This window comes from Streptomyces calvus, from assembly GCF_006782915.1.
Lineage (GTDB): Bacteria > Actinomycetota > Actinomycetes > Streptomycetales > Streptomycetaceae > Streptomyces > Streptomyces calvus.
The window spans coordinates 36876-59501 of the sequence record NZ_VCNP01000012.1 but is presented as its reverse complement, the minus strand read 5'-3'; the positions used below and the strand labels follow the sequence as shown (position 1 = coordinate 59501).

At 73.6% G+C, this 22626-nt stretch carries 18 protein-coding genes and 1 riboswitch; of the genes, 12 read left to right on the top strand and 6 right to left on the bottom strand.

The window, feature by feature from the left end; translation table 11 throughout:
• The first annotated feature begins 37 nt into the window (after nt 1–37).
• Complete coding sequence (locus tag FGW31_RS07090; protein WP_142192504.1) at nt 38–2083, top strand: flotillin family protein; 2046 nt, start codon at nt 38–40, stop codon at nt 2081–2083.
• Between the two features lie 69 nt (nt 2084–2152).
• Nucleotides 2153–7102, top strand: coding sequence for a DNA repair ATPase (locus tag FGW31_RS07085; RefSeq protein ID WP_142192503.1), 4950 nt, complete (start codon nt 2153–2155; stop codon nt 7100–7102).
• Here FGW31_RS07085 and FGW31_RS07080 read toward each other — a convergent pair.
• Genes FGW31_RS07080 through FGW31_RS07065 form a run of 4 tightly spaced genes read right to left on the bottom strand, consistent with a single transcriptional unit; the run spans nt 7020 to nt 10155 of the window.
• A complete protein-coding gene (locus FGW31_RS07080; RefSeq protein ID WP_142192502.1) occupies nt 7020–7934 on the bottom strand; it encodes an energy-coupling factor ABC transporter ATP-binding protein in 915 nt (304 codons plus the stop codon). The genes FGW31_RS07085 and FGW31_RS07080 overlap by 83 nt on opposite strands.
• Nucleotides 7931–8680 (bottom strand): cobalt ECF transporter T component CbiQ, encoded by a 750-nt coding sequence (cbiQ, locus tag FGW31_RS07075; protein WP_142192501.1) that lies wholly within the window; start codon nt 8678–8680, stop codon nt 7931–7933. The genes FGW31_RS07080 and cbiQ overlap by 4 nt, the downstream gene beginning before the upstream one ends.
• 6 nt (nt 8681–8686) lie before the next feature.
• Nucleotides 8687–9448, bottom strand: a complete 762-nt coding sequence (locus FGW31_RS35555) for an energy-coupling factor ABC transporter substrate-binding protein (protein ID WP_233452420.1) — start codon at nt 9446–9448, stop codon at nt 8687–8689.
• Entirely contained in the window at nt 9445–10155 is a 711-nt protein-coding gene (locus FGW31_RS07065) for an energy-coupling factor ABC transporter permease (protein WP_142192500.1), read from the bottom strand. Before FGW31_RS07065 ends, FGW31_RS35555 begins: the two co-directional genes overlap by 4 nt.
• 30 nt (nt 10156–10185) lie before the next feature.
• Nucleotides 10186–10368, bottom strand: a riboswitch (cobalamin riboswitch).
• A gap of 201 nt (nt 10369–10569) precedes the next feature.
• On the opposite strand from FGW31_RS07065, the gene FGW31_RS07060 reads away from it, so the two are divergent.
• Genes FGW31_RS07060 through FGW31_RS07040 form a run of 5 tightly spaced genes read left to right on the top strand, consistent with a single transcriptional unit; the run spans nt 10570 to nt 15739 of the window.
• A complete protein-coding gene (locus tag FGW31_RS07060) occupies nt 10570–12159 on the top strand; it encodes an ABC transporter substrate-binding protein (RefSeq protein WP_142192499.1) in 1590 nt (529 codons plus the stop codon).
• 20 nt (nt 12160–12179) lie between these two features.
• The gene (locus FGW31_RS07055) at nt 12180–13148 is read left to right on the top strand and encodes an ABC transporter permease (protein ID WP_142192516.1); all 969 of its coding nucleotides are present in this window, start codon (nt 12180–12182) and stop codon (nt 13146–13148) included.
• A gap of 5 nt (nt 13149–13153) precedes the next feature.
• Nucleotides 13154–14056 (top strand): ABC transporter permease, encoded by a 903-nt coding sequence (locus FGW31_RS07050; RefSeq protein WP_142192498.1) that lies wholly within the window; start codon nt 13154–13156, stop codon nt 14054–14056.
• On the top strand, nt 14053–15039 hold the full coding sequence (locus FGW31_RS07045; RefSeq protein ID WP_142192497.1) for an ABC transporter ATP-binding protein: 987 nt from the start codon (nt 14053–14055) through the stop codon (nt 15037–15039). The genes FGW31_RS07050 and FGW31_RS07045 overlap by 4 nt, the downstream gene beginning before the upstream one ends.
• Nucleotides 15032–15739: an ABC transporter ATP-binding protein gene (locus tag FGW31_RS07040; RefSeq protein WP_142192496.1), complete on the top strand. Its 708-nt coding sequence runs from the start codon at nt 15032–15034 to the stop codon at nt 15737–15739. The genes FGW31_RS07045 and FGW31_RS07040 overlap by 8 nt, the downstream gene beginning before the upstream one ends.
• Nucleotides 15740–16085: 346 nt before the next feature.
• Here FGW31_RS07040 and FGW31_RS07035 read toward each other — a convergent pair whose 3' ends face one another.
• Together FGW31_RS07035 and FGW31_RS07030 are read right to left on the bottom strand one after the other, a co-directional pair.
• The gene (locus FGW31_RS07035) at nt 16086–16823 is read right to left on the bottom strand and encodes an SAM-dependent methyltransferase (protein ID WP_142192495.1); all 738 of its coding nucleotides are present in this window, start codon (nt 16821–16823) and stop codon (nt 16086–16088) included.
• A gap of 163 nt (nt 16824–16986) precedes the next feature.
• Complete coding sequence (locus tag FGW31_RS07030) at nt 16987–18114, bottom strand: hypothetical protein (RefSeq protein WP_220510652.1); 1128 nt, start codon at nt 18112–18114, stop codon at nt 16987–16989.
• An 812-nt stretch (nt 18115–18926) separates the two neighbouring features.
• Here FGW31_RS07030 and FGW31_RS07025 point away from each other — a divergent pair.
• The 5 genes from FGW31_RS07025 (at nt 18927) to FGW31_RS07005 (ending at nt 22546) form a co-directional block, all read left to right on the top strand.
• Nucleotides 18927–19766 carry a sensor histidine kinase gene (locus FGW31_RS07025; protein ID WP_142192494.1) on the top strand — a complete coding sequence of 280 codons (840 nt, stop codon included), beginning with the start codon at nt 18927–18929 and terminating at the stop codon, nt 19764–19766.
• On the top strand, nt 19763–20425 hold the full coding sequence (locus FGW31_RS07020) for a response regulator (RefSeq protein ID WP_142192493.1): 663 nt from the start codon (nt 19763–19765) through the stop codon (nt 20423–20425). Before FGW31_RS07025 ends, FGW31_RS07020 begins: the two co-directional genes overlap by 4 nt.
• Before the next feature lie 144 nt (nt 20426–20569).
• Nucleotides 20570–20692 carry a lasso RiPP family leader peptide-containing protein gene (locus FGW31_RS07015; RefSeq protein WP_142192492.1) on the top strand — a complete coding sequence of 41 codons (123 nt, stop codon included), beginning with the start codon at nt 20570–20572 and terminating at the stop codon, nt 20690–20692.
• A 167-nt stretch (nt 20693–20859) separates the two neighbouring features.
• Nucleotides 20860–21783, top strand: coding sequence for an ABC transporter ATP-binding protein (locus tag FGW31_RS07010; protein WP_142192491.1), 924 nt, complete (start codon nt 20860–20862; stop codon nt 21781–21783).
• Nucleotides 21776–22546, top strand: a complete 771-nt coding sequence (locus FGW31_RS07005; RefSeq protein ID WP_142192490.1) for an ABC transporter permease subunit — start codon at nt 21776–21778, stop codon at nt 22544–22546. Before FGW31_RS07010 ends, FGW31_RS07005 begins: the two co-directional genes overlap by 8 nt.
• The last annotated feature ends 80 nt before the right edge of the window (nt 22547–22626 follow it).

The window sequence follows — 22626 nt, the reverse complement described above, 5'->3', positions numbered from 1 at the left end:
GACTTCTGCCACTCTTCCGCCCAGAAGGACGTGTCCCATGGATGCCGCCACCGCGGGCATCGCCGTACTCGTCGGCGTCGCCCTGCTCCTCATGCTCGTCGGACTCCTCGTCGTCTCCAAGCTGTTCCGCAAGGTGGAGCAGGGCAAGGCCCTGATCGTCTCCAAGACCCGCAGGGTCGACGTGACGTTCACCGGCTCGGTCGTGCTGCCGGTCCTGCACAAGGCCGAGGTCATGGACATCTCGGTGAAGACCATCGAGATCACCCGGGCCGGCAAGGAAGGCCTGATCTGCCGCGACAACATCCGCGCGGACATCCGCATCACGTTCTTCGTCAAGGTCAACAAGACCGTCGACGACGTCATCAAGGTCGCCCAGGCCGTCGGCACCGCACGGGCCAGCGACCGCGACACCCTCCAGGAACTGTTCCACGCCAAGTTCTCCGAGGCGCTGAAGACCGTCGGCAAGCAACTGGACTTCACCGACCTGTACACCAAGCGCGAGGAACTGCGGTACCGGATCATCGAGGTCATCGGCGTCGACCTGAACGGCTACCACCTCGAGGACGCCGCGATCGACTACCTGGAGCAGACCCCGCTCACCCAGCTCGACCCCGGCAACGTCCTCGACGCCCAGGGCATCCGCAAGATCACCGAGCTGACGGCCGTGGAACACGTCCGCACCAACGAGGCGCAGCGCGGCGAGGAGAAGGAGATCACTCGGCAGAACGTCGACGCCCGCGAGGCGATCCTGGAACTGGAACGCCGCCAGGCCGACGCCGAGATCAAGCAGCGCCGGGAGATCGAGACCGTACGGGCCCGCGAGGAGGCCGAGACCGCCCGGGTGGTGGAGGAGGAGCGGCTGCGCGCGCAGAGCGCCTTCCTGCGCACCGAGGAACAGCTCGGCGTGCAGCGGGAGAACCAGGCCCGCGAGGTCGCCGTCGCCGCCAAGAACCGCGAGCGGGTCATCGCCGTGGAGAGCGAGCGCATCGAGAAGGACCGTCTGCTGGAGGTCATCGCCCGGGACCGGGAGACCCAGCTGACCCGGATCGCCGCCGAGAAGGAGGTCGAGGCGGAGAAGCGGGAGATCGCCGAGGTCGTCCGCGAACGGGTCGCCGTGGACCGCACGGTCGCCGAGCAGGAGGAGTCGATCAAGAAGCTGCGGGCCGTCGAGGAGGCCGAGCGGCAGCGCCAGGCCGTCGTCATCGCCGCGGAGGCCGAGGCGCAGGAGAAGCTGGTCAAGGACATCAAGGCCGCCGAAGCCGCCGAGCAGGCCGCCACCCACCGCGCTGCCGAGGAACTCACCCTCGCCGAAACCCGGTTGAAGACCGCCGACCTGGACGCGCGGGCCAAGCTGCGGCTGGCCGAGGGCGTCCAGGCGGAGGCCGCGGCCGAGGGCCTGGCCGCCGCGCAGGTCCGCGACCGTGAGGCCGAGGTCGTCGAGAAGGCGGGCCGCGCCGAGGCCGAGGCCACCGAGGCCCGGCTGCGCGCGGAGGCCGAGGGCGCCCGGGCCAAGGCCCTCGCCGACGCCGAGGCCATCAGCGGGAAGCTCCGCGCGGAGGCGGCCGGCCTCACCGAGAAGGCGGCGGCCATGGCCGCCCTCGACGAGGCGTCCCGCGGCCACGAGGAGTACCGGCTGCGCCTGGAGGCCGAGAAGGACGTCCGGCTCGCCGGACTGGAGACGCAGCGCAAGGTCGCCGAGGCGCAGGCCACGGTCCTCGCCACCGGACTGGAGAACGCCGACATCAACATCGTCGGCGGCGAGTCCGTCTTCTTCGACCGGCTGGTGTCCTCGATCGCCCTCGGCAAGGGCGTCGACGGTTTCGTCGGCAGCTCCGAGACCGTGCAGTCCCTCGCCGGACCCTGGCTGGACGGCACGTCGAGCTTCACCGACGACCTGGGCCGCGTGCTGGGCTCCGTCTCCACGGCCGACGTGCAGAACCTCACCGTGTCCGCGCTGCTGATGCGGCTGATGCAGGACGACGGCGACCAGGCCGGCCGCATCCGGCACCTGCTGGAGAAGGCAGGGGATCCGGGCCCGGCGGACACGCCGCCGGCCGCGCCGAACGGCCACGCCAGGGCCTGACCACCCGCAGGCCGGGAGCCGCCGCACAGGGGACGGCGGCTCCCGGCCGCTCCCTCCCGGAAGGCAGCCATGACCACCGGTACCCACGAGCCCGCCGCCCCGGCCCCGCACCGGACGCCCGCCGGCGAGGAGGCCGTCGACGCCGGCGCCTACCAGGTGCTGCGCGACCGCCTCGGCGCCCAGGCCGCCGAACTCGCCCGTCGGGCCGAGACGCTGAACCGGCTGCGGGCCGAACAGTTCGGCGCCCCGGAGCTGCGCCTGGCCGGCACCGAGCGGCTGCGCACCGACCGCACCGCCGTGCCGCGCGACATCGTCGCCGTGGGTGACGTACTCCTCTTCGGCTACGAGACCCGGCCCCGGCCGGACGGCGACACCACCGTCGCCGACGTCCTCGCCCCGCACGACCGCGACCTGAACCGGCTGCCCGCCGACGCCGTGCCCGGACTGCTCGACGACCCCGCCTTCGTCCGCGAGTTCGCCGCCCTCCACCGCTACTACCGCCAGGCACGCCTGCTGCGGCTGCGCCGCGTCGAGGGCAGACTCCTCGCCGTCTTCCAGACCGGCGACAAGCCCGGCGACATCCGCGTGCTGCGCTGGTCGGTGACCGAGGACGGCCGGGCCGCCTTCCTCGACGCGCGCGGCGACCGCGACCACGCCTCCACCCCGCCCGACGACATCCACTGGACGCCCGCCACCCGCGAGGACCACGTCCTCGGCCGCCACCCGCACGTCTCCGTGCAGGGCGAGGTGTTCGTCGACACCCTCGGCGGCACCCTCACCGTCAAGACCGACAACGACACCGGCACACCCGACGGCATCCACACCGAACCGGTCGACGAACCCCTCCAGTCCCTCGCCGACGCCGACATCGCCCACGCCCGCGTCGGCCCCCTGATCCTGTTGCGGATCCTCCCCTACAAGGAGACCGCCCACCGCCACCTGGTCTTCCACACCCTCACCCGGACCGTCGTCCGCCTCGACGCCATCGGCCGGGGCGTGCGCCGGCTCCCCGACGACCAGGGCATCGTGTTCCCCGGCGGCTACTGCCTGGCCACCGGCAGCCACAAGACGTACGAACTCGACACCGACGGCATGGAGTTCGTCCGCGAGGTGCGCTCACCGCACGGCGAGGACGTGCTCTACGCCTTCCACGCACCCGCCCGCGGACGCGGACTGCTGCTGTCCTACAACCAGATCCGGGAGGCCGTCGCCACCCCGCTGACCTGCCACGGCTGGGCCCTGTTCGACGACGGACGGCTCGCCCTGCTGCGCCCCGACGGCGACGACCCGGCCCGTGTCCACCCGCTCCAGCTGTGGCACTCGCCCTACGTCTCCGACACCCACGCCGCGGCCCGGCCGGCCGGCGAGGGCCGCCTCGCCCGGATCGGCAACGCCGACCTGGTGCGCGGCATCTCCGACTGCCTGTCCCTGGCCCGCTCCGCCACCGAGACCGACCCGACGGCCGAGCGGTACCGCACCCTGGCCGCCGACTGCGCCCGCGCCCTGGACGCCCACCACTGGCTGGGCGAGGAGGAACTAGGCGACCTGCGCACCCCGCTGGCGCACCTGCACGCCACCGCCGAGCAGGTGCTGGCCGAGTTCGAGACCGTACGCGACCTCACCCGCCGCGCCACCGAGGCCCTCGACGAGAGCGCCCGGCGGATCGCCTCGGTGGTGCGCCGGCTGCGCGGCGAGCAGCCCCGCGAGGCCGCCGCCTGGGTCACCGGACTGACCGAACTGCGCCACGCCCAGGGCCACCTGCTGACGCTGAAGGACCTGCGGTACGCCGACCACGACCGCATCGACGCGCTGGCCGCCGAGGCCGCGACGGACCTCGCCTCCTTCGGGCAGCGCGCGGTCGCCTTCCTGGCCCGCGAGGACGTCTTCGCCGCCCACCACGCGGACGTCGAACGCCTCGTCGCCGAGGCCGGGTCCGTCACCACCACCGCCGAGGCCGCCCCGGTCGCCGCCCGCCTGGACGCCCTGACCGGCGAACTGGCCACGGTCACCGAGGTGGTCGCCGGGCTCGACATCGCCGACGCCACCGTCCGCACCTCCGTCCTGGAACGCATCGCGGAGGCACTGGGCGGCGTCAACCGTGCCCGCGCCGTCCTCGACTCCCGCCGCCGCGACCTCCTCGACCGGGAGGCGCGCGCCGCCTTCGCCGCCGAACTCGCCCTGCTCGGCCAGACGGTCACCGGCGCCCTCGCGGCGGCGACCGACCCCGACGCCTGCGACGACCAGCTCGCACGGGTCCTCGCGCAACTGGAGGCCCTGGAGTCCCGGTTCGCCGAGTTCGACGACGTCCTCGACGAACTCGCCGGCCAACGCACCGAGGTCCACGAGGCGTTCGCCGTCCGCAAGCAGAGCCTCACCGACGCCCGCGCGCGCCGCGCCGAACACCTCGCCACCGCCGCCGACCGCGTCCTGCGCACCGTCGCCCGGCGCTGCGCGGCGCTGCCCGACGCCGACGCGGTCAGCACCTTCTTCGCCTCCGACCCGCTCGTCGCCAAGGTCCGCCGCACCGCGGACGAACTGCGCGCCCTGGGCGACACGGTGCGCGCCGAGGAACTCGACGGCCGGCTGGCCGCCGCCCGGCAGGAGGCCGACCGCGCCCTGCGCGACCGCGGCGACCTCTACACGGACGACGGACGCGTCCTGCGCCTGGGCGGCCACCGGTTCGCCGTCACCACCCAGCCCTTCGACCTCACCGTCGTCCCGCACGGCGACGGCCTGGCCGTCGCCCTCACCGGCACCGACTACCGTTCGCCCGTCACCGACCCGGACCTCCTCGCCGCCCGCCCGCTGTGGAACCGGCACCTGCCGTCCGAGTCGCCCGAGGTCTACCGGGCCGAACACCTCGCCGCCCGGATGCTCCACGAGGCCGGCCCCGACGCGCTGACCGCCACCGACGACCTGGCCGGACTGGTCCGCCGGGCCGCCGAGGAGGCCTTCGACGAGGGCTACGAGCGGGGCGTCCACGACCACGACGCCACCGCCGTCCTCACCGCCGTACTGTCCCTGTACGACGGCGCCGGACCGCTGCGCCACGCCTCCGCCGCCCGCGCCCACGCGCTGCTGTACTGGGCGCACGGCACCACCGCCGAGCAGCGCGCGGACCTCTCCCGCCGCGCCCGGTCGCTGGCCCGGGTCCGCGACGCCTTCGGCCCGCCGCCCGCCCTGGACGCCCTGCGCGCCGAACTCGCGGCGGCCGTGCGCGACTGGGACGCCTCCGCCGGCGTCCGCCCGCAGGCCTGCGCCGCGTACCTCGTCGACGAACTGACCGGAGGAGGCGAGGACTTCGTCATCAGCGCCCGGGCCCGCACGCTGCTCGACGCGTTCCGCCGCGCGGCCGGGACCGACGCCTACGGCGACGACCTGCCGGCCCTCGCCGGCCTCGCCGCCCGCCGCCAGCTGGTGGAGGCGTGGCTGACCGCGTACACCGCCGCCACCGGCGACGAGGTGAGCGACGGCGACCTCGCCGAGGCCGTCGCCGCCGAACTCTGCCCGCACGTGCCGCGCCATGTGTCGGACGCGCCGCTGACCGTCACCGTGGAGGGCCTGCTCGGCACCCACCCCCGGATCACCGACCGCCGCCTCACTCTGCGCCTGGACGAATTCCTGGCCCGCACCGAGGAGTTCAGGGAGCGGGACGTGCCCGCCTTCCGCGCCTACCAGCGTCTGCGGACCGGTCTGGTGACCGCCGAGCGCGCCCGGCTGCGCCTGGACGACCACCGGCCGCGCGTGATGGCGTCGTTCGTCCGCAACCGGCTGGTGGACGAGGTCTACCTGCCGCTGGTCGGCGACAGCCTCGCCAAGCAGCTCGGCACCACGGGCGCGTCCGGCCGCCCCGGCACCGGTGGACTGCTGCTGCTCGTGTCCCCGCCCGGTTACGGCAAGACGACCCTCATCGAGTACGTGGCCCACCGGCTCGGCCTGGTCCTGGTGCGGGTCAGTGGCCCGGCGCTCGGTCACGCCGTCACCTCGCTCGACCCCGCCGAGGCGCCGAACGCCACCGCCCGCCAGGAGATCGAGAAGATCAACTTCGCGCTGGCCGCCGGCAACAACACCCTGCTGTACCTGGACGACATCCAGCACACCTCGCCCGAACTGCTGCAGAAGTTCATCCCGCTGTGCGACGCCACCCGCCGCATCGAGGGCGTGTGGCAGGGCGAGCCGCGCACCTACGACCTGCGCGGCAAGCGGTTCGCCGTCTGCATGGCCGGCAACCCCTACACCGAGTCCGGCGAGGCCTTCCGGGTGCCCGACATGCTCGCCAACCGCGCCGACGTGTGGAACCTCGGCGACGTCCTCACCGGCAAGGAGGACGTCTTCGCGCTCAGCTTCGTGGAGAACGCGCTCACCGCGAACCCGGTGCTCGCGCCGCTCGCCGGCCGCGACCGCGCCGACCTGGACCTGCTGATCCGCCTCGCCGAGGGCGACCCCACGGCCCGCCCCGACCGGCTCGCCCACCCCTACGCGCCCACCGAGCTGGAACGGATCCTGGCCGTGCTGCGCCACCTGCTCACCGCCCGCCGCACGGTCCTCGCCGTCAACGCGGCCTATATCGCCTCCGCCGCCCAGTCTGACGACGCCCGCACCGAGCCGCCGTTCCGGCTCCAGGGCTCCTACCGGAACATGAGCAGGATCGCCCAGCGGATCCAGCCCGTCATGAACGAGGCCGAGCTGACCGCCGTCGTGGACGACCACTACACGGCCGAGGCGCAGACCCTCACCAGCGGCGCCGAGGCGAGCCTGCTGAAGCTCGCCGAACTGCGCGGCACCCTCACCGCCGACGGGTCGGCCCGCTGGGCCGAGCTGAAGGCCGCCCACGTCCGGGCGACGGCACCGGGCGGCGCGGCCGGGGACGCGATGGCGCGGGCGGTGGAGGCCCTCGCCGTCCTCGCCGACCGGGTCGCCGCCGTCGAGTCGGCCATCAGCCGCGCGACCGGCCCGCGCCGGTCTCCGGCCGCTCCACCGGACGACCACCTGCCGGGTCCGACGGCGGCGGAACGCTGACGGCGGCGGTCAGCGCCACCAGTTCCTCCGGGGTGCGCGGGCCGGTGCCGCCGTCCGCCAACCGGCCCTCGGCGTGCAGCAGATGCCGCACCGCCACGCCCCACGGCAGGCGCAGTCCGGCCGCCGTGAGGAGGTCCGTGCGGGCCAGCGTCCCGGCCGCCGGACCGGTGTGCGCGCCCGACGGGGTGAGCAGGGCCGCGTCGTCGGCCCAGCGCAGCGCGAGATCGACGTCGTGGGTGGCCATGACGACCGTGGTGCCGCCCGCGCGCAGCCCGTCGAGCGTGTCCAGCAGGCGTTCCTGGCCGTCGGGGTCGAGGCCCGCCGTCGGCTCGTCCAGGATCAGCACGCGCGGCCGCATCGCGACCGCGCCCGCGATCGCCGTCCGTTTGCGCTGCCCGTAGGAGAGCAGGTGCGTGGGCCGGTCGGCGAGCGCGGTGATGTCCAGCGCGGCCAGTGCCTCCGCCACCCGGGCGCGCACCTCGGCGTCGGACAGGCCGAGGTTCAGCGGCCCGAACGACACATCCTGCCCGACGGACGCGGCGAACAACTGGTCGTCCGGGTCCTGCACCACCAGCTGCACGGTGGTCCGCAGAGCCGTCAGCCCCTTGCGGTCGTGGCGCACCGCCCGCCCCTCCACGAGCAACTCGCCGGCGTCCGGGCGCAGTCCGCCGCTCAGCAGCCGCATCAGGGTCGTCTTGCCGCTGCCGTTGCGCCCGAGCAGGGCCAGCGCGCGTCCCTCGCGCACCTCGAAGTCGAGGCCGCTGAGCACGGTGGGCCCGTCCTCGTAGGCGAAGGACACGCCCCGCAGGGCTACCGGCACGGACTCGGTCACGACAGTGGCCTTTCCAGGACGAGGGTGAGGACGGCCAGCGCCGCCAGGAGCGCCAGGCTCGCGGCCGTGAAGCGCACGGAGACACGGGCCTCGGGCACCAGGACGCGCAGGGTGCCGTCGTAGCCGCGTCCGGCGAGCCCGTTCTGCAGCCGGGCCGCCCGGTCGAAGGCCCGCACGAACGCGGTGGCGCCGAGCCCGCCGAGCGAGCGCCAGGCCGCCGCCCGGGTGGTGTGCCCGAGCCGGGCCGCCTGCGCCTGCCGGATCCGGCGCACCGAGTCGAGCAGCAGGAAACTCATCCGGTACGTCACCAGCGCCACGTCGACGAGCGGCGCGGGCACTCCGGCGCGGACCAGGCGCGGCAGCAGGTCGGACATCGGCGTGGTGAACGCGAACAGCAGCACCCCGAGGGACGCCGCCGACGTGCGCAGCAGCAGCTCCCCGGCGCGCAGCGGCCCGTTCCCGGCCCACGACACGAACCCGTCGGGCCCGCCCACCTGCACCAGCAGCGGGAGCGCCCCGGTGACGCAGAAGCCCAGCGGCACCCGGTAGGCCCGCCAGAGCCGCCGCGCCGGCACGCCGGCCGGGCCGAGCAGCACCGCGAGCGCGGTCACCAGCACCAGGGCCGCGCCCGGCCATGGCGGCAGCGAGATCGCGAGCACGGTGAGGCCCAGGCCCAGCACGGCCTTGTCCGCGGGATGGCGGCGGCGCCAGCGGCTGCTGTGCGCCGCCGCGTCGATCGGCAGCACGGAGCCTCAGCCCCGCCGCGGGGACACACCGTCGCCGCGCCCGCCGACGGCGGCACCGGCGCCGTCACCGGCGGCGTCCCCGGAGCCCGCTGCCGCCCCGGAGCCCGCTTCCGCTCCGGCGTGCGCTTCGGCTTCGGTGTCCGCTTCGGCTTCGGCGTCCGGTGCCGCTTCGGCGTGCGCTCCGGCTTCGGCGTCCGCTTCCGCTTCGGCGTGCGCTGCCGCTTCGGCGTCCGCTTCGGCTTCTGCGTCCGCTTCCGCTCCGTCCTCGGTCCCGGTGCCCGCTCCGTCCTCGGTCCCGGTGCCCGTTTCGGTTTCGGTCCCGGTCCGGGAGTCGGTTCCTGCCCAGGTGCCGGTGCGGGCGTCCGCCCCGGCTCCGGTGCCGGTCTCGGTGTCCGTCCCGGCCATGGCGTCCGTCCCGGCCCCGGACCCCGGCCCGGCGTCCGTCTCCGCCGTCAGGCGGGCCCGTGCCCGCTCCTCGCCCTGGCGGCGTCCGCGGCGCACCCCGAAGTAGTACGCGAGGACGCCCGCGCCGATCGCCGCCTGGAGGGCGAACAGTGCCGACTCGATCTCGCCGGACGGCGGTTCGTACAGCGGCGAGAACCACGGCTCGTAGTCCGGGTCGATCTCGGTGATCGCCGTCTCCGCCTCGGCGTCGGCGCCCGCGAACGGCTCCTCCTTGTGGTCGCCGAGCCCGAGCGCGAGCGGCAGCACCGCGAGCGCGGCCACGAGGACCAGCAGCAGCGTGTTGATCTTCGCGTTGCGGCTCATCGGCCCACCGCCCCGGTCGTGTCCGTCGGCTTCCGTCCCGCCGCCGAGGCCACCAGCACCCCGAGCCGGGTCAGTTCGCCCGTGCTCGACTGCACCAGCATGCGCATCACCAGCACGGTCAGCAGGCCCTCGCTCACCGCGAGCGGGATCTGCGTGACGGCGAAGACGGACCCGAACGTGCCGAGCGCGCCCAGGAATCCGCTGCCGGGGTCGGGGAAGGCGAGCGCCAGCTGCACGCTCGTCACGCAGTAGGTCGCCAGGTCGGCGACGAACGCGCCGCAGAACACGGCGGCCATCAGCGGCACGTCGTACCGGCGCAGCAGCCGGTACACGCCGTATCCGGCCCACGGCCCGGCGATCGCCATGGAGAAGACGTTGGCGCCCAGGGTGGTCAGCCCGCCGTGGGCGAGCAGCAGCGCCTGGAAGAGCAGGGTGATGGTGCCCAGCACCGCCATGACCGGCGGCCGGAACAGGATCGCGCCGAGTCCCGTGCCGGTGGGGTGGGAGCAACTTCCGGTGACGGACGGCAGTTTCAGCGCGGACAGCACGAACGTGAACGCTCCCGAGGCGCCGAGCAGCAGCGTGCTCTCGGGGTGTTCTCTCACGTCACGGATGAGCGACCGGGCGCCGTGGACGACGAACGGCGCCGACGCGACGCCCCAGGCGACCGCGTGCACCGGTGGCAGGAAACCCTCGGCTATGTGCATGGCTCGGCGGACCCTCTCCAGCACCTCGTGGATGGTTGACGCGCCTTGGCCGGTCTCCTGGCTGACGGGTACCACCGCCCGTGCTCCGCCTTCCCGGGTCCGCGAGGACCCAGTGGCCGTCCGTGAGGACTGGAGCCGGACTTCCCGATCACAGTGGCGAGGGCCGCACCGGTGTCGCACCGATTTCCCGTCACCAAGGCGTGGCGACAGTAGTGCGCGTTCCGGCCCGGTGACAAGCGGGCCTCAGGGGCGCGCGGACGGCGCCCGGCGGCTCGCACCCCGGCGCACACCTGCGCACTTGACACGGAGGGCACCGGCCTTCGAAGCGGTGGACTGGAGGGTACCCGCCGTGGGTAGAGCCTTGCTGCATTTAATATGCAACAACGATTTCCAGGCAACAGGAAGTGAGGTCCGATGACGACCCGACGTATACGGGGTGCCGCCGCCGCGGTGGTCCTGGCCGGAGCGGCGGCCGCCTGCTCGGCACCCGGCGGCGGTGGCGCGGACGGCGGCGCCGCCACCGATGCGGTCGTGATCGGCGTCCCCACCGAACCCGACACCCTCAGCCCGCTCCTCGGCTACGGCAAGGACGGCAACTCCAAGATCTTCGACGGCCTCCTCGCCCGGGACGCCGAGATGGGCCTGAAGCCCGCGCTGGCCAAGGCCCTCCCCGAGGTCACGGACGGCGGCCGCACCTACACGTACACCCTGCGCGAAGGCGTGAAGTTCAGCGACGGCGAGCCGCTCACCGCCGACGACGTCGTCTTCACGTACCGCACCGTGCTGGACGAGAAGACCAACAACACCGCCAAGAGCGAACTCGACGTCATCAAGAGCGTGCGGGCCGACGGCGACGACAAGGTCGTCTTCACCCTCGACCACCCCTACGCCGCCTTCGCCGCCCGCACGGTCCTGCCCGTCGTCCCCGAGCACGTCGCCGGCGACCAGGACCCCAACACCGGCTCCTTCAACACCGAGCCCATCGGCACCGGACCGTACGTCCTCACCGGCTGGAGCAAGGGCGAAAAGCTGACGTTCAAGGCGAACCCGGACTACTGGGGTGGCGCGCCGAAGGTGAAAAAGCTCACCATGGCGATCATCGCCGACGACGACGTCCGCGCCACCCGGCTGCGCTCCGGCGACCTCGACGGCGCGACCCTGCCGCCCAACCTCGCCGCCACCTTCAAGAGCGACGACGACAAGAAGACCTACCGGGCGACGTCGTACGACTTCCGCGCCGTCACCCTGCCCACCGGCAACCCGGTCACCGGCGACACCGCGATCCGCCGCGCCCTCGACCTCGCCGTCGACCGCGACGCCATGGTCGACAAGATCCTCGACGGCGCCGGCCGCCCCGCCTACGGGCCGCTGCCCCTCGACGACCCCTGGTTCGCCAAGGACGTCGAACGCCCGCAGAACCTCACCGAGGCCGGGAAGATCCTCGACGCGGCCGGCTGGAAGCCCGGCGCGAACGGCATCCGCGCCAAGGACGGCCGGCCCGCCCGCTTCACCCTCTACTACCCCTCCGGCGACAAGGTCCGCCAGGACCACGCCCTCGCCTACGCCTCCGACGCCAAGAAGGCCGGCATCGACGTCCGGGTGGAGAGCGCCACCTGGGAGGTCATCGAACCCCGGATGAAGCACGACGCCGTCCTCGCCGGCTTCGGCAGCACCGGCGACCCCGACTTCGGCCTCTACACCCTGCTGCACTCCTCCCTCGCCGGCGACGGCTTCAACAACATGGCCCACTACGACGACCCGGCCGTCGACAAGGCCCTCGACACCGGCCGCCGCGCCCAGGACACCGCGGACCGCAAGGCCGCCTACGACGACCTCCAGCGCGCCCTCGTGAAGAACCCCGGCTACACATTCCTCACCCACATCGACCACCTGTACGTCCTCGCCGACCGCTGGCAGGGCCTGACCACGCAGACCGAACCGCACGAGCACGGCTTCGCCAGCGGCCCCTGGTGGAACGTCGAGGACTGGCAGCCCCGCGCATGACGTCCCCGCCCTGGGGCGCGATGGCACGGCTGACGGCACGGCGGGCCCTGGTCGCCGTGCCCGTCCTCCTCGTCGTCACCTTCGGCGTGTTCGCCGTCGCCGCCGCCTCCCCCTTCGACCCCGTGAAGGCCTACGCCGGCACCGCCGCGCTCGGCGCCGACCAGGAGACCCTGGACCGGCTGCGCGACAACCTCGGTGTGGACCGCCCGTTCACCGCCCGCTGGTGGGACTGGCTGACCTCCGCACTCGGCGGTGACCTCGGACAGTCCACCGTGATGCGCCAGCCCGTGGCCGAGGTCATCGGCGAACGCCTGGCGTGGTCGGCGCTGCTGTGCGCCGTCGCGTTCGCCGTCGCCGTCCTCCTCGGCACCGTGCTCGGCGTCCTCGCCGCCCGCCGCCCCGGCTCACCCCTCGACCGCACCGTCACCTCCCTCGCGTACTCCCTGGAGGCGGCGCCGGTCTTCTGGATCGCGCTGCTCGCCATCTGGCTGTTCGCCCTCAACCTCGACGTCCTCCCGGCCGGCGGCCTCACCGACACCGGCAGCGACCACGTCACCGCCGGCCAGGTGGCGAGCCACCTCGTGCTGCCCGCCGGCGTCCTCGCCGTCTCCCAACTGCCCTGGTTCGTCCTCTACGTCCGCCAGGGCGTCGGCGACGCCCTCGCCGAGGACCCGGTGCGCGGGGCCAGGGCCCGCGGCCTGAGCGAACGCACCGTCCTGCTCGGCCACGCCCTGCGCTCCGGACTGCTGCCCGTCCTCACCCTGATCGGCTCCCGCGTCCCCGAACTCATCACCGGCGCCCTGCTGGTGGAGACCGTGTTCAGCTGGCCGGGGATCGCGGCGGCCACCGTCGAGGCGGCCACCGCCGTCGACTTCCCGCTGCTCGCCGCACTGGCCACCCTGGCCACCGCCGCCGTCCTCGCCGGCAACCTGCTCGCCGACCTGCTGTACGGACTGATCGACCCGAGGGTGAAGCTGAATGAGATGTGACCCGCATGGCTGACACCACCGTCGAGAAGAGGCGCACCACCGCGGCGGAACCCGCCTGGCGCGCGCACGGCACCGCCCGCCGCTCCACCCACACCCTCCGGCTGCGCGTCAGCGCCGCCCTGGTCGGCGTGACCGTCCTCGCGGTGCTCCTCGTACCGCCCCTGGTCCAGCTCGACCAGCAGGCCGTCGACCTCGCGGCCAAACTCCGACCACCCACCTGGGCCCACCCGTTCGGCACCGACGACGTCGGCCGCGACCTGCTGCTGCGCTGCGTGTACGGCCTGCGGGTCTCCCTGCTCGTCGGCGTGGTGGCCGCGCTCACCGCCACCGTCATCGGCACCGCCGTCGGCGCCACCGCCGGGGCGCTCGGCGGCTGGGCCGACCGCGCCGTCATGCGGCTGGTCGACACCCTCTCCTCCGTGCCGCACCTGCTGCTCGGCGTCTTCATCGTGGCCATGTTCCGCCCGGGCGTCTGGCCCGTGGTGATCTCCGTCGCGCTCACCCACTGGCTGTCCACCGCACGCATCGTGCGCGCCGAAGTGCTCTCGCTGCGCTCCCGCCCGTTCATCGACGCGGCCGTCTCCGGCGGCGCCTCCCGGTGGCGGATGACCGTACGGCACCTGCTGCCCGCCGTCCTGCCGCAGGCCGGCCTCGCCGCCGTACTGATGGTGCCGCACGCCATGTGGCACGAGTCCGCGCTGTCCTTCCTCGGCCTCGGCCTGCCCACCCACACCGCCAGCCTCGGCACGCTCATCCAGGGCGCCCGCGGGTCCCTGCTCGCCGGGCAGTGGTGGCCGACGCTCTTCCCCGGCATCTTCCTCATCGTCCCCACCCTCGCCGTCGCCGGACTCGCCGGGGTCTGGCGGGAACGGATCAACCCCCGCCGCCGATCGGAGCTCATGCTGTGACCGAGCGACCCCCCGTCCTGTCGGTACGCGGCCTGTCCGTGCGCTTCCTGATGCCCGGCGGGCGCCGCGTCGCCGCCGTCACCGACGCCCACTTCGACGTGGCGCCCGGCGAGTGCCTCGCCCTGATCGGCGAGAGCGGCTGCGGCAAGTCCGTCCTCGCCTCCGCGCTGCTCGGACTGCTCCCGGCCAACGCCCGCACCGCCGGGCAGGCCCGGCTCGGCGACCTCGACCTGCTCACCGCCGACGAACGCACCCTGGCCCGCACCGTGCGCGGCCGCAGGATCGGACTCGTCCCGCAGAGCCCCGCCGCCCACCTCACCCCCGTCCGCACCATCCGCTCCCAACTGGAGGAGACGGTCGCCGAACTGACCGGCGTGCGGGGCCGCACCGCGCTGCGCGCCGCCGCCGAACAGGCGGCCGCCCGCGCCGAGTTCCCGGCCGGCCACCTCGACCGGTACCCGCACGAACTCTCCGGCGGCCTCGCCCAGCGCGCCGCCACCGCCCTCGCACTGGTCGGCGACGCACCCCTGCTGCTCGCCGACGAACCCACCACCGGCCTGGACCGCGACCTGGTGGACCGCACCGTCGACGAACTGCGCCGCCACGTCGACACCGACGGCGACCGGGCCCTGCTGATGATCACCCACGACCTGGCGGCCGCCGAACGCATCGCCGACCGCGTCGCGGTCATGTACGCGGGCCGCATCGTCGAACTCGCCGACGCGACCGCCTTCTTCGGCACCCCGGGCCCCCGCCACCCCTACAGCCGCGGCCTGCTGGAGGCACTGCCCGACCGTGCCTTCACCCCCATCCCCGGACTGCCCCCCGAACTCGGCGACCTCCCCGACGGCTGCGCCTTCGCCGCCCGCTGCCCGCGCGCCACCGACGCCTGCACGGCACTCCCGCCCTTCACCGGCTCGGTCGCCTGCCACCACCCGGCCCCCGCGGACCGTGCCGCCGCGACGGAGGACATCCGTGCTTGAACTGCGCGCCATCACCGCCGGCTACGACCGCCGCGCCCCCGCCGTACGCGACGCCTCCCTGACCGTCGCGCCCGGCGAGGCCGTCGGCCTGCTCGGCCCCAGCGGCTGCGGCAAGTCCACCCTCGCCAAGGTCGCCGCCCTCCTGCACCGCCCCGACGCCGGAACCCTCCTGGTCGACGGCACCCGCGTACGCCACTGGCGCCACCGCGCCCCGCGCGCCCTGCGCACCGCCTTCGGCGTCGTCTTCCAGCAGCCCCGCCTGGCCGCCGATCCCCGGCTGCGCCTCGCCGACCTGATCGCCGAACCGCTGCGCGCCACCGGCCGGCGCGAGGACGTACGGGACCGTGTCCCCGAACTCGCCGGAACCGTCGGCCTGACCACCGACCTGCTCACCCGCCGCCCCCACGAGGTCAGCGACGGCCAGCTCCAGCGTGCCTGCCTCGCCCGCGCGCTGGTGCTGCGCCCCCGCTGGCTGATCTGCGACGAGATGACCGCGATGCTGGACGCCTCCACCACGGCGGCGCTGGTCGCGGTCGTCGAGGACTACCGGGCGTCCACCGGCGCGGGCCTGCTGGCCGTGGGCCACGACCGCACCCTGCTCAACCGCTGGTGCGACCGCACCGTCCACTGGGACGCGGTGACGTCCGGCGCGGCGGAGAAGACGGGCGGGGGAGAGCCTGCTGGGCACGTGACGCGGTGACCGTGGGGTGCCGCGTCGGTGCGCATGACTGCGCCGCGTCCCGGCTGCCGGTGCGTACGGCCGGGGGCATTCGGCTGCTGGTGCGTACGGGCGTGAGCGGACGCCCGCCGGGCTGCCTCCGCAGAGGTCCACGACGGCGGTCGGCCGGTCGGGGCTCCGCCGGTCAGCGGGCAGGTCTGCGGGGCCTGCCGGTCGGGCCGGTCGGGCCGGTCAGCCGGTCGGCCCGGTCATCGTGCTCAGCCGGTCGGGCGTCATCGTGCTCAGCCGGTCAGCGGGGCTGTCGGTCGCGTGGGTTGTGCCGGTCGGGCCGGTCTCTCGGTCGGGCCGGTCAGCCGGTCGGGCCGGTTCAGCCGGTGGTCGAACGCAGGACCAGGCAGACGAAGCCGAACGCGTCGCGGTAGCCGCGCAGCCATTCGTCGCGGTGCGCCGCGGCCGTCTCCAGCGCCTGCGAACTGCCGGGATCCGCGGGGTGGTCCAGCGCCCACGAGGCCAGCGACCCGGTCCACGCCCACTCGTAGGCGTCGAGTTCCCGGCGGGTGCTGATGTGCCCGTGGACGGGCGTCCAGCCGTCCGCGACGACACGGTCCACGGTGGTCGGCAGGTCGGCGAGGTCCCCGAGCATCGCGACGGCCTCGGCGGAGGGCTCGCGCTCCCAGTACCCGTCACCGACCAGTACCCGTCCGCCGGGCGCCAGGTGCCGGCGGGCCGCCGCGAGGGTGGCGCCCGGACCGCCGAAGGCGTGCGCCGCCCCGACGCTGATCACCAGGTCGAAGGCGTGGTCGGCGGCGAAGTCCGCGGCGTCCCCGTGGTGCAGGACGAGACGGTCGCCGAGACCGCGGCGGCGCGCGGCCGCACGCGCCTGCTCCAGCGCGCCCTCGGACACGTCGACGCCCTCGGCCCGCAGGCCGGGACGCGCGGCCAGGGCCCGCAGCAGCCACTCGCCGGTGCCGCAGCCGAGGTCGAGGACGCGCGCGTCGTCGCGCGGGACGGCGTGTTCCAGCAACGCGCGCACGGAGTCGTCGTCGAGCGGGGCGGCGATCGGATGATCGGCGTGGGCGAGCCGGGAGATCTGTTCACGATGCATCGCCGGAGCCTGCCAGGGGCGACGGCCGCACGCACCCGGTTTTCCCGCAGCGGCCTCGGGAAGACGCCGGGCTCCTGATCCCGGTCGTCGCCGGACCGCGGGTGCGTACGAAGGCCGCCGGTCCGTCCCGGTGGGCCGGACCGGCGGCCCGGTGCGCCGGGTGTCAGCCCTGCGGGGCCTCCGCGAAGTCCTCCTCGGTGAACGCGCCGTCCGGGGCGCCTCCCATGAAGCCCTCCATCAGCTCGTCGATCCGCACCTCGGTGGCGCCCGCCGGGGCCGTGGCCTGCTCGCCCTTGCCCAGGCGCAGCACGACCGCGAACTTCTTGACCTTCGTGTTCTCCGCCAGCTCGGCCAGGTCCACGGACACCTCGGTCAGATCGCCGTTCTTCAGCGTGAAGTCGGCCGTGACCTTCTTGTTCGGGGCGTCCTCGAGGTCCTTGGCCGTCGGCAGCTCGGCGCCCGGCGGCAGCTCTTCCGTCAGCGGACGGAGCTCGTCGAACAGCTCGGTCAGCAGCGTACGGAAGGGCGCGGTGGCCTCGATGTGCTCGGTGCCGTCGTCGCCGCCGGAGGTCCTGAAGTCGACCTCACGGGCGATGACCTGACGCAGCGCCTTGGTGATCTTCTTCTGGGTCCTGGCGTCGAGGGTGGGCTCGGCGGAGGGGTCCTCGTCCCCGAGGGGCGGCCCGCCCGCGATCGAGCCGGCGGTCCGCTCCATCTCCTTCGTGTTCATCTTGAGCCACTCGCCGGCGACGAGCTTCTTGAACGCCCCGGCGCTGTCGGGCAGTTCGTCCGCGGACATCTCCGGTCCGCCCGAGATCCTCGAGACCGCCTCCACGTCGGCCCGGACATAGGTGTAGTCACCGACCAGCCGGTACTCGAACAGGGCACCGTCCGGGCCGCTGAGCTTCACCGCCATGGCCTTGAAGTCCTTCTCGCCGGACTTCTCGAGCGGCTTCCTGGACTGCACGGAAACGGAGATCCGCGCGTCACTGAGCAGTTCGGCGGCCTCGTCGGGCATCCTCTCGCCGGGCTCTGCCCCGGCGTCCATCGCCTTCAGCGTCGCGGCGTCGGCGTCCAGGTCCAGCTCGAAGGAGAGCGAACGCTCCTTGCCGAGTTTCTCGAAGGCCCGGTCCAGCTTCTGACCGGCGGACAGGTTCTCGACCGTGCCGCAGGCGGCGGAACCGGCCAGGACCACGGTGGCGACGGCGGTGGCGGTGAAGGTCTTGCGTATGGCGGAAATGACGGTCTCCTCGTAAATGCGACCAGAGCGGTCACTGAAGAGACCGACCAACTGCCCCCATGGTTGTACGCCTTTCCCGGGAACCGGCCTCGCCCCGGCGGCCGACGAGACCCGCCGCGGCCGGACAGCAGGGTCCGAACCGAAGCCGGACAGCAGACTCTGACGGAAGCCGGACAGCAGGGCCCGAACGGAAGCCGGACAGCAGGGCCCGAACGGAAGCCGGACAGCGGGGCCCGACGGGAGCCGGGCGCGATCCGCCTCCCGAGTCCGGCCGTGTCCGCGGCCCGTGGCGCGGTCCGTCGCAGCGCGCAGAGATCGCGCCTCCGTTTCCGCGACCGGTGCCTTTCGGTGCCGCCAAAACCGCGGACCGACAGGTCGACGGCGACCGCGCCCGGCGCCGATTGCCGAGTTCGATCCGTGCCCGGCAACGGCGTTTTCGCGGCCCGTTCCGGGCGGCATTCGACGGTGAACGGCCGAACATGCCGACCGGTCGGGACAGCGCGCAAAGATCGAACACGAGACGATCTCCCCGTACCGGGAGGAGAACACCGACCGGCGGTGCGCGGCGGTATTCCGAGCCGGAGACGCCTGGTGGCAAGGGGTGCGGAAAGGTGAAGCGGCCTTTCCGCTAGTGGAGGTTTGTTTGCGGAAGGGTGAAGTCGCCGGAGTGGGTCCACGAAGTGCGCGGGCCCGGTTAAACAGCGTCTCGGATTTCCCCGTTGCGGCCGGAATCCGGCTCCCTGGTTTACCGGAAACGAGTTAACTTGGGCGCCATGAGAACGCATCGGGGGAGAACGTCTCAAGAGTGGAGAACCGGACACAACGACGATCGAGCGGAGGAATTCTCGTCCTCCGCGTTACGGGTGCGCGGGGCAGCGGCACTGGTCTGCCTCGCCGCCATCGGCCTGCTCGGAGTGCTGCCCAGGCCCTCGGACCTCGACCTGGCCGTCGGGGCGTCCGTCATCCTGTGTGTCCTCGGCCTCGTGGGACACGCCTGGGGAGTCCTGCCGCACTGGCGTCTGGCGCGACACGGCGACGTGTTCGTCGGCGGGCTCGGGGAGCAACTGGTCGCAGCCCGCGAGGACGAACGCAGCCGCCTCCGGGTCGACCTGCACGACAGCCTCGGCCCGGCGCTCGCCGGCATCCGGCTCCGGCTGGATGTCGCGGCCGAGCGGGTCGCCCAGCCGGGAACCCGGCAGCTCATCCTCGACGCGGCGGCCGAAACCGCGCGCACCGTGGACGACATCCGGCGCATCATCGACGACCTGCGACCTCCGGACCTGGAGGGCGGCGGTGGACTCCCCGGAGCCCTGCGCCGGCTTGCACACCGCGCGGGCGCCACGGGACAGCTCGACGTCCACGTCGATCTGCCGGAGCCCGAAACGGCGCGCAGGCTGTCCTTCGCCACCGAACTCGCCGTCTACCGCATCGCTTCGGAGGCTTTGACGAACGTTCTGCGCCACGCCCGGGCCCGGACCGCCGAGGTACGGCTGACCGAGCACGAGGGCTGGCTGACGCTCGAGGTGACCGACGACGGGAGCGGGCCGCCGCGCCCCGGGGCCCTCCGGCGCCGGCGCGGCATCGGGCTCGCGTCCATGGCCCGGCGCGCCCAGGACACCGGAGGCACCTGCGAGGTGCTGCCGCGGCCCGACGGCACACCCGGAACCCTCGTCCGCGCCAGGCTGCCGCGGAGCGAGACATGACCATACGCGTCTTCCTCGTGGACGATCATCCGCTGTTCCGCGCGGGCGTACGGCTGGCGCTGGAGGACGTGGAGGACATGGAGGTGGTCGGGGAGGCGGACAGCGGCGAGGAAGCCGTGCAGGCCCTCGTGCACGAAAGGGTCCGCGCCGACGTGGTCCTGATGGACGTCCAGATGCCGGGCTCGTCGGGTGTCTCCGCGCTGCCCGCCATCACGGCCGCCCACCACCCGGGTGCCGAGGCCCCCCGCGTGCTGATGATGTCCGTGACCGATGACGACGACATGGTCGTCGCGGCGCTCCGGGCGGGCGCGCACGGCTATCTCCTCAAGGGGGCGCCCCGGACCGAACTCATCAGGGCCGTGCGCACCGTCGCCGGGCAGGGCGCGGTCTTCAGCCCCACCGTGGCCGCGCGACTGAGCGGCTACTTCTCCGCCGTCCACGAACTGCCCAGCCGTGCCGCCTTCCCGCAGCTCACCGAGCGCGAGCGGCAGATACTCGACCTGATCGCCCGGGGCTACACCAACCGGCGGATCGCCCGCGAACTGGTGCTGGCCGAGAAGACCGTGCGCAACCACGTCTCGCACGTCTTCGCCAAGCTCCAGGTGAGCGACCGGGCGACGGCCGTGGTGCGCGCCCGGGACGCCGGACTCGGCGTCTGAGCACAGGGCGGGACCTTCTCGGGCCCGCGGCCCCAGGAGCCCGGGACGACGGGAGTCCTACGTTGGCGGCGCAGCGCCGGGGCGGCCGGCGGAAACGACCGGCGGCCCGCCCCGGCCCAACCGGAAACGAAGGACGGTGATCACATGGCCCTGTACGACGAGTACGAGACGCCCGAGCTGGTCGAGGTCGGCGAGTTCTCCGAGCTGACCCTCGGCTGGGACAACCAGTGCGTCGACTGGTACGGCGGCGGTGCCTGGGTCTGCTGACCCGGTTCCACCCGTACCGAAGAGGGCCGGTGACGGCCCGCCCCACCCGGCGGCGGTGGAGGGACTGCCCTCCACCGCCGCCGGCCTGTTCCCCGCCCGGATTCGGTCCCGGGGATGACATCCTCCGGCCCGATGTGCCCGGCCGGGCCGCGCGCCATGGTGAGCCCATGATTGAGGTACAGCAACTCACCAAACGGTACGGGAGCACCCTGGCCGTCGACGGGCTGTCGTTCACGGTCGACCCCGGCCGGGTGACCGGCTTCCTGGGGCCCAACGGAGCGGGAAAGTCGACCACCATGCGGGCCATGATCGGACTCGACCGCCCCACCTCCGGACGGGTCCTCATCGACGGCCGGTCGTACACGGACCTGCGGTACCCCCTGCGTGAGGTCGGCGCGCTGCTCGACGCCAAGGCACTCCACGGCGGCCGCACCGCCCGCGCCCACCTGCTGGGCCTGGCCCGCAGCAACCGCATCCCGGACCGGCGCGTCGACGAGGTCCTGAACACCGTCGGACTCACCGGCGCGGCGGACAGGCGCACCGAGGGCTTCTCCCTCGGCATGGCCCAGCGGCTCGGCGTCGCCTGCGCACTGCTCGGCGACCCGCCCGTCCTGCTCCTGGACGAGCCGGTCAACGGCCTCGACCCCGAAGGCATCCTGTGGATCCGCGGGCTGATGCGGCAACTGGCGGAGGAAGGCCGCACCGTCTTCGTCTCCAGCCACCTGATGAGCGAGATGGCGCTCACCGCCGAGCACCTCATCGTGATCGGCCGCGGCAGGCTGCTCGCCGACACCTCCGTGGAACAGTTCATCGCCCGCAACTCCCGCGCGTACATCCTGATCCGCACCCCAGAACCGCAGCGGATGCGCGACGTCCTCACCGACGCCGGCGTCCACACCGACGACGGACCCGACGGCACGCTCGAAGCGGTCGGGACCAGCTCGGAGAAGGTCGGCGAACTCGCCTCCCGCCACGGGGTCACCATCCACGAGATCAGCCCCCGTACCGCCTCCCTGGAGGAGGCCTTCATGCAGCTCACGGCCGACGCGGCCGACTACCGTGCCGAGAGCAGGAGCGCTGACCATGGGTGACCCGCGCGCGGCCATCGCGTTCGAATGGACCAAGATCCGTACGGTGCGCTCCAGCCTGTGGAGCCTCCTCCTGTGCTTCCTCGTCAGCGTCCTGATCGCCCTGCTCTTCGGCTGGGTGCTGCGCGGCGCCTACGACGACATGAGCGCGCAGAGCAAGGCCGACTTCGACCCGGTCGGCTCCGGCTTCAACGGGCTGCGGCTCGGCATGATCTCCCTGGTCGTCTTCGGCACGCTCACCGTCACCGGTGAGTACACCTCCGGCACCATCCGCGCCTCCCTCGCCGCCGTCCCGCGGCGCGGTGTCTTCTACGCGGCCAAGGTGCTCACCGGCACCGCCATCGCCCTGGCCGTCTCCGTCGTCGTCGTGCTCGTCACCTTCTTCACCGCCCAGACCGCCATCGGCGAGGCGCACAACGCCTCGATCACCGACGACGGGGCACTGCGCGCGGTGGTCGGGTCGATCCTCTACATGACCCTGATCTGCGCCTTCTCCATGGGCCTTGCGACCGTGCTGCGCACACCGGCGCTCACCCTCGGCATTCTCGTGCCGCTGTTCTTCATGGTCTCGGAGATCCTCAACAACCTGCCCGGCGTGCAGAAGGCCGCCCAGTTCCTGCCTGACGCGGCCGGAGGCATCATCATGCGCCGGGAAGCGCAGGAGCACATGATCCTCGACGCGTGGAGCGGCATGGCCGTCCTCGTGGCCTGGGTGGTCGTCGCCCTCGCCGGCGGCTATCTGGCGCTGCGGCGGCGCGACGCCTGAACCGCCGCGGCGGGCGCGGACGCGGGACGGGGACGGGACGGCGCGCCCAAGAGCCCGGGACCGCGGGCCGCCTACGTTGT

Excerpts from the sequence above, each read along its gene's own strand:
- FGW31_RS07050 (WP_142192498.1), top strand. The coding sequence starts at position 13,154 with ATGGCTGACACCACCGTCGAGAAGAGGCGCACCACCGCGGCGGAACCC.
- FGW31_RS07010 (WP_142192491.1), top strand. The coding sequence starts at position 20,860 with ATGATTGAGGTACAGCAACTCACCAAACGGTACGGGAGCACCCTGGCC.
- FGW31_RS07055 (WP_142192516.1), top strand. The coding sequence starts at position 12,180 with ATGGCACGGCTGACGGCACGGCGGGCCCTGGTCGCCGTGCCCGTCCTC.
- FGW31_RS07035 (WP_142192495.1), bottom strand. The coding sequence starts at position 16,823 with ATGCATCGTGAACAGATCTCCCGGCTCGCCCACGCCGATCATCCGATC.
- FGW31_RS07085 (WP_142192503.1), top strand. The coding sequence starts at position 2,153 with ATGACCACCGGTACCCACGAGCCCGCCGCCCCGGCCCCGCACCGGACG.
- FGW31_RS07005 (WP_142192490.1), top strand. The coding sequence starts at position 21,776 with ATGGGTGACCCGCGCGCGGCCATCGCGTTCGAATGGACCAAGATCCGT.
- FGW31_RS07020 (WP_142192493.1), top strand. The coding sequence starts at position 19,763 with ATGACCATACGCGTCTTCCTCGTGGACGATCATCCGCTGTTCCGCGCG.
- FGW31_RS07060 (WP_142192499.1), top strand. The coding sequence starts at position 10,570 with ATGACGACCCGACGTATACGGGGTGCCGCCGCCGCGGTGGTCCTGGCC.
- FGW31_RS35555 (WP_233452420.1), bottom strand. The coding sequence starts at position 9,448 with ATGAGCCGCAACGCGAAGATCAACACGCTGCTGCTGGTCCTCGTGGCC.
- FGW31_RS07065 (WP_142192500.1), bottom strand. The coding sequence starts at position 10,155 with ATGCACATAGCCGAGGGTTTCCTGCCACCGGTGCACGCGGTCGCCTGG.
- FGW31_RS07015 (WP_142192492.1), top strand. The coding sequence starts at position 20,570 with ATGGCCCTGTACGACGAGTACGAGACGCCCGAGCTGGTCGAGGTCGGC.
- FGW31_RS07090 (WP_142192504.1), top strand. The coding sequence starts at position 38 with ATGGATGCCGCCACCGCGGGCATCGCCGTACTCGTCGGCGTCGCCCTG.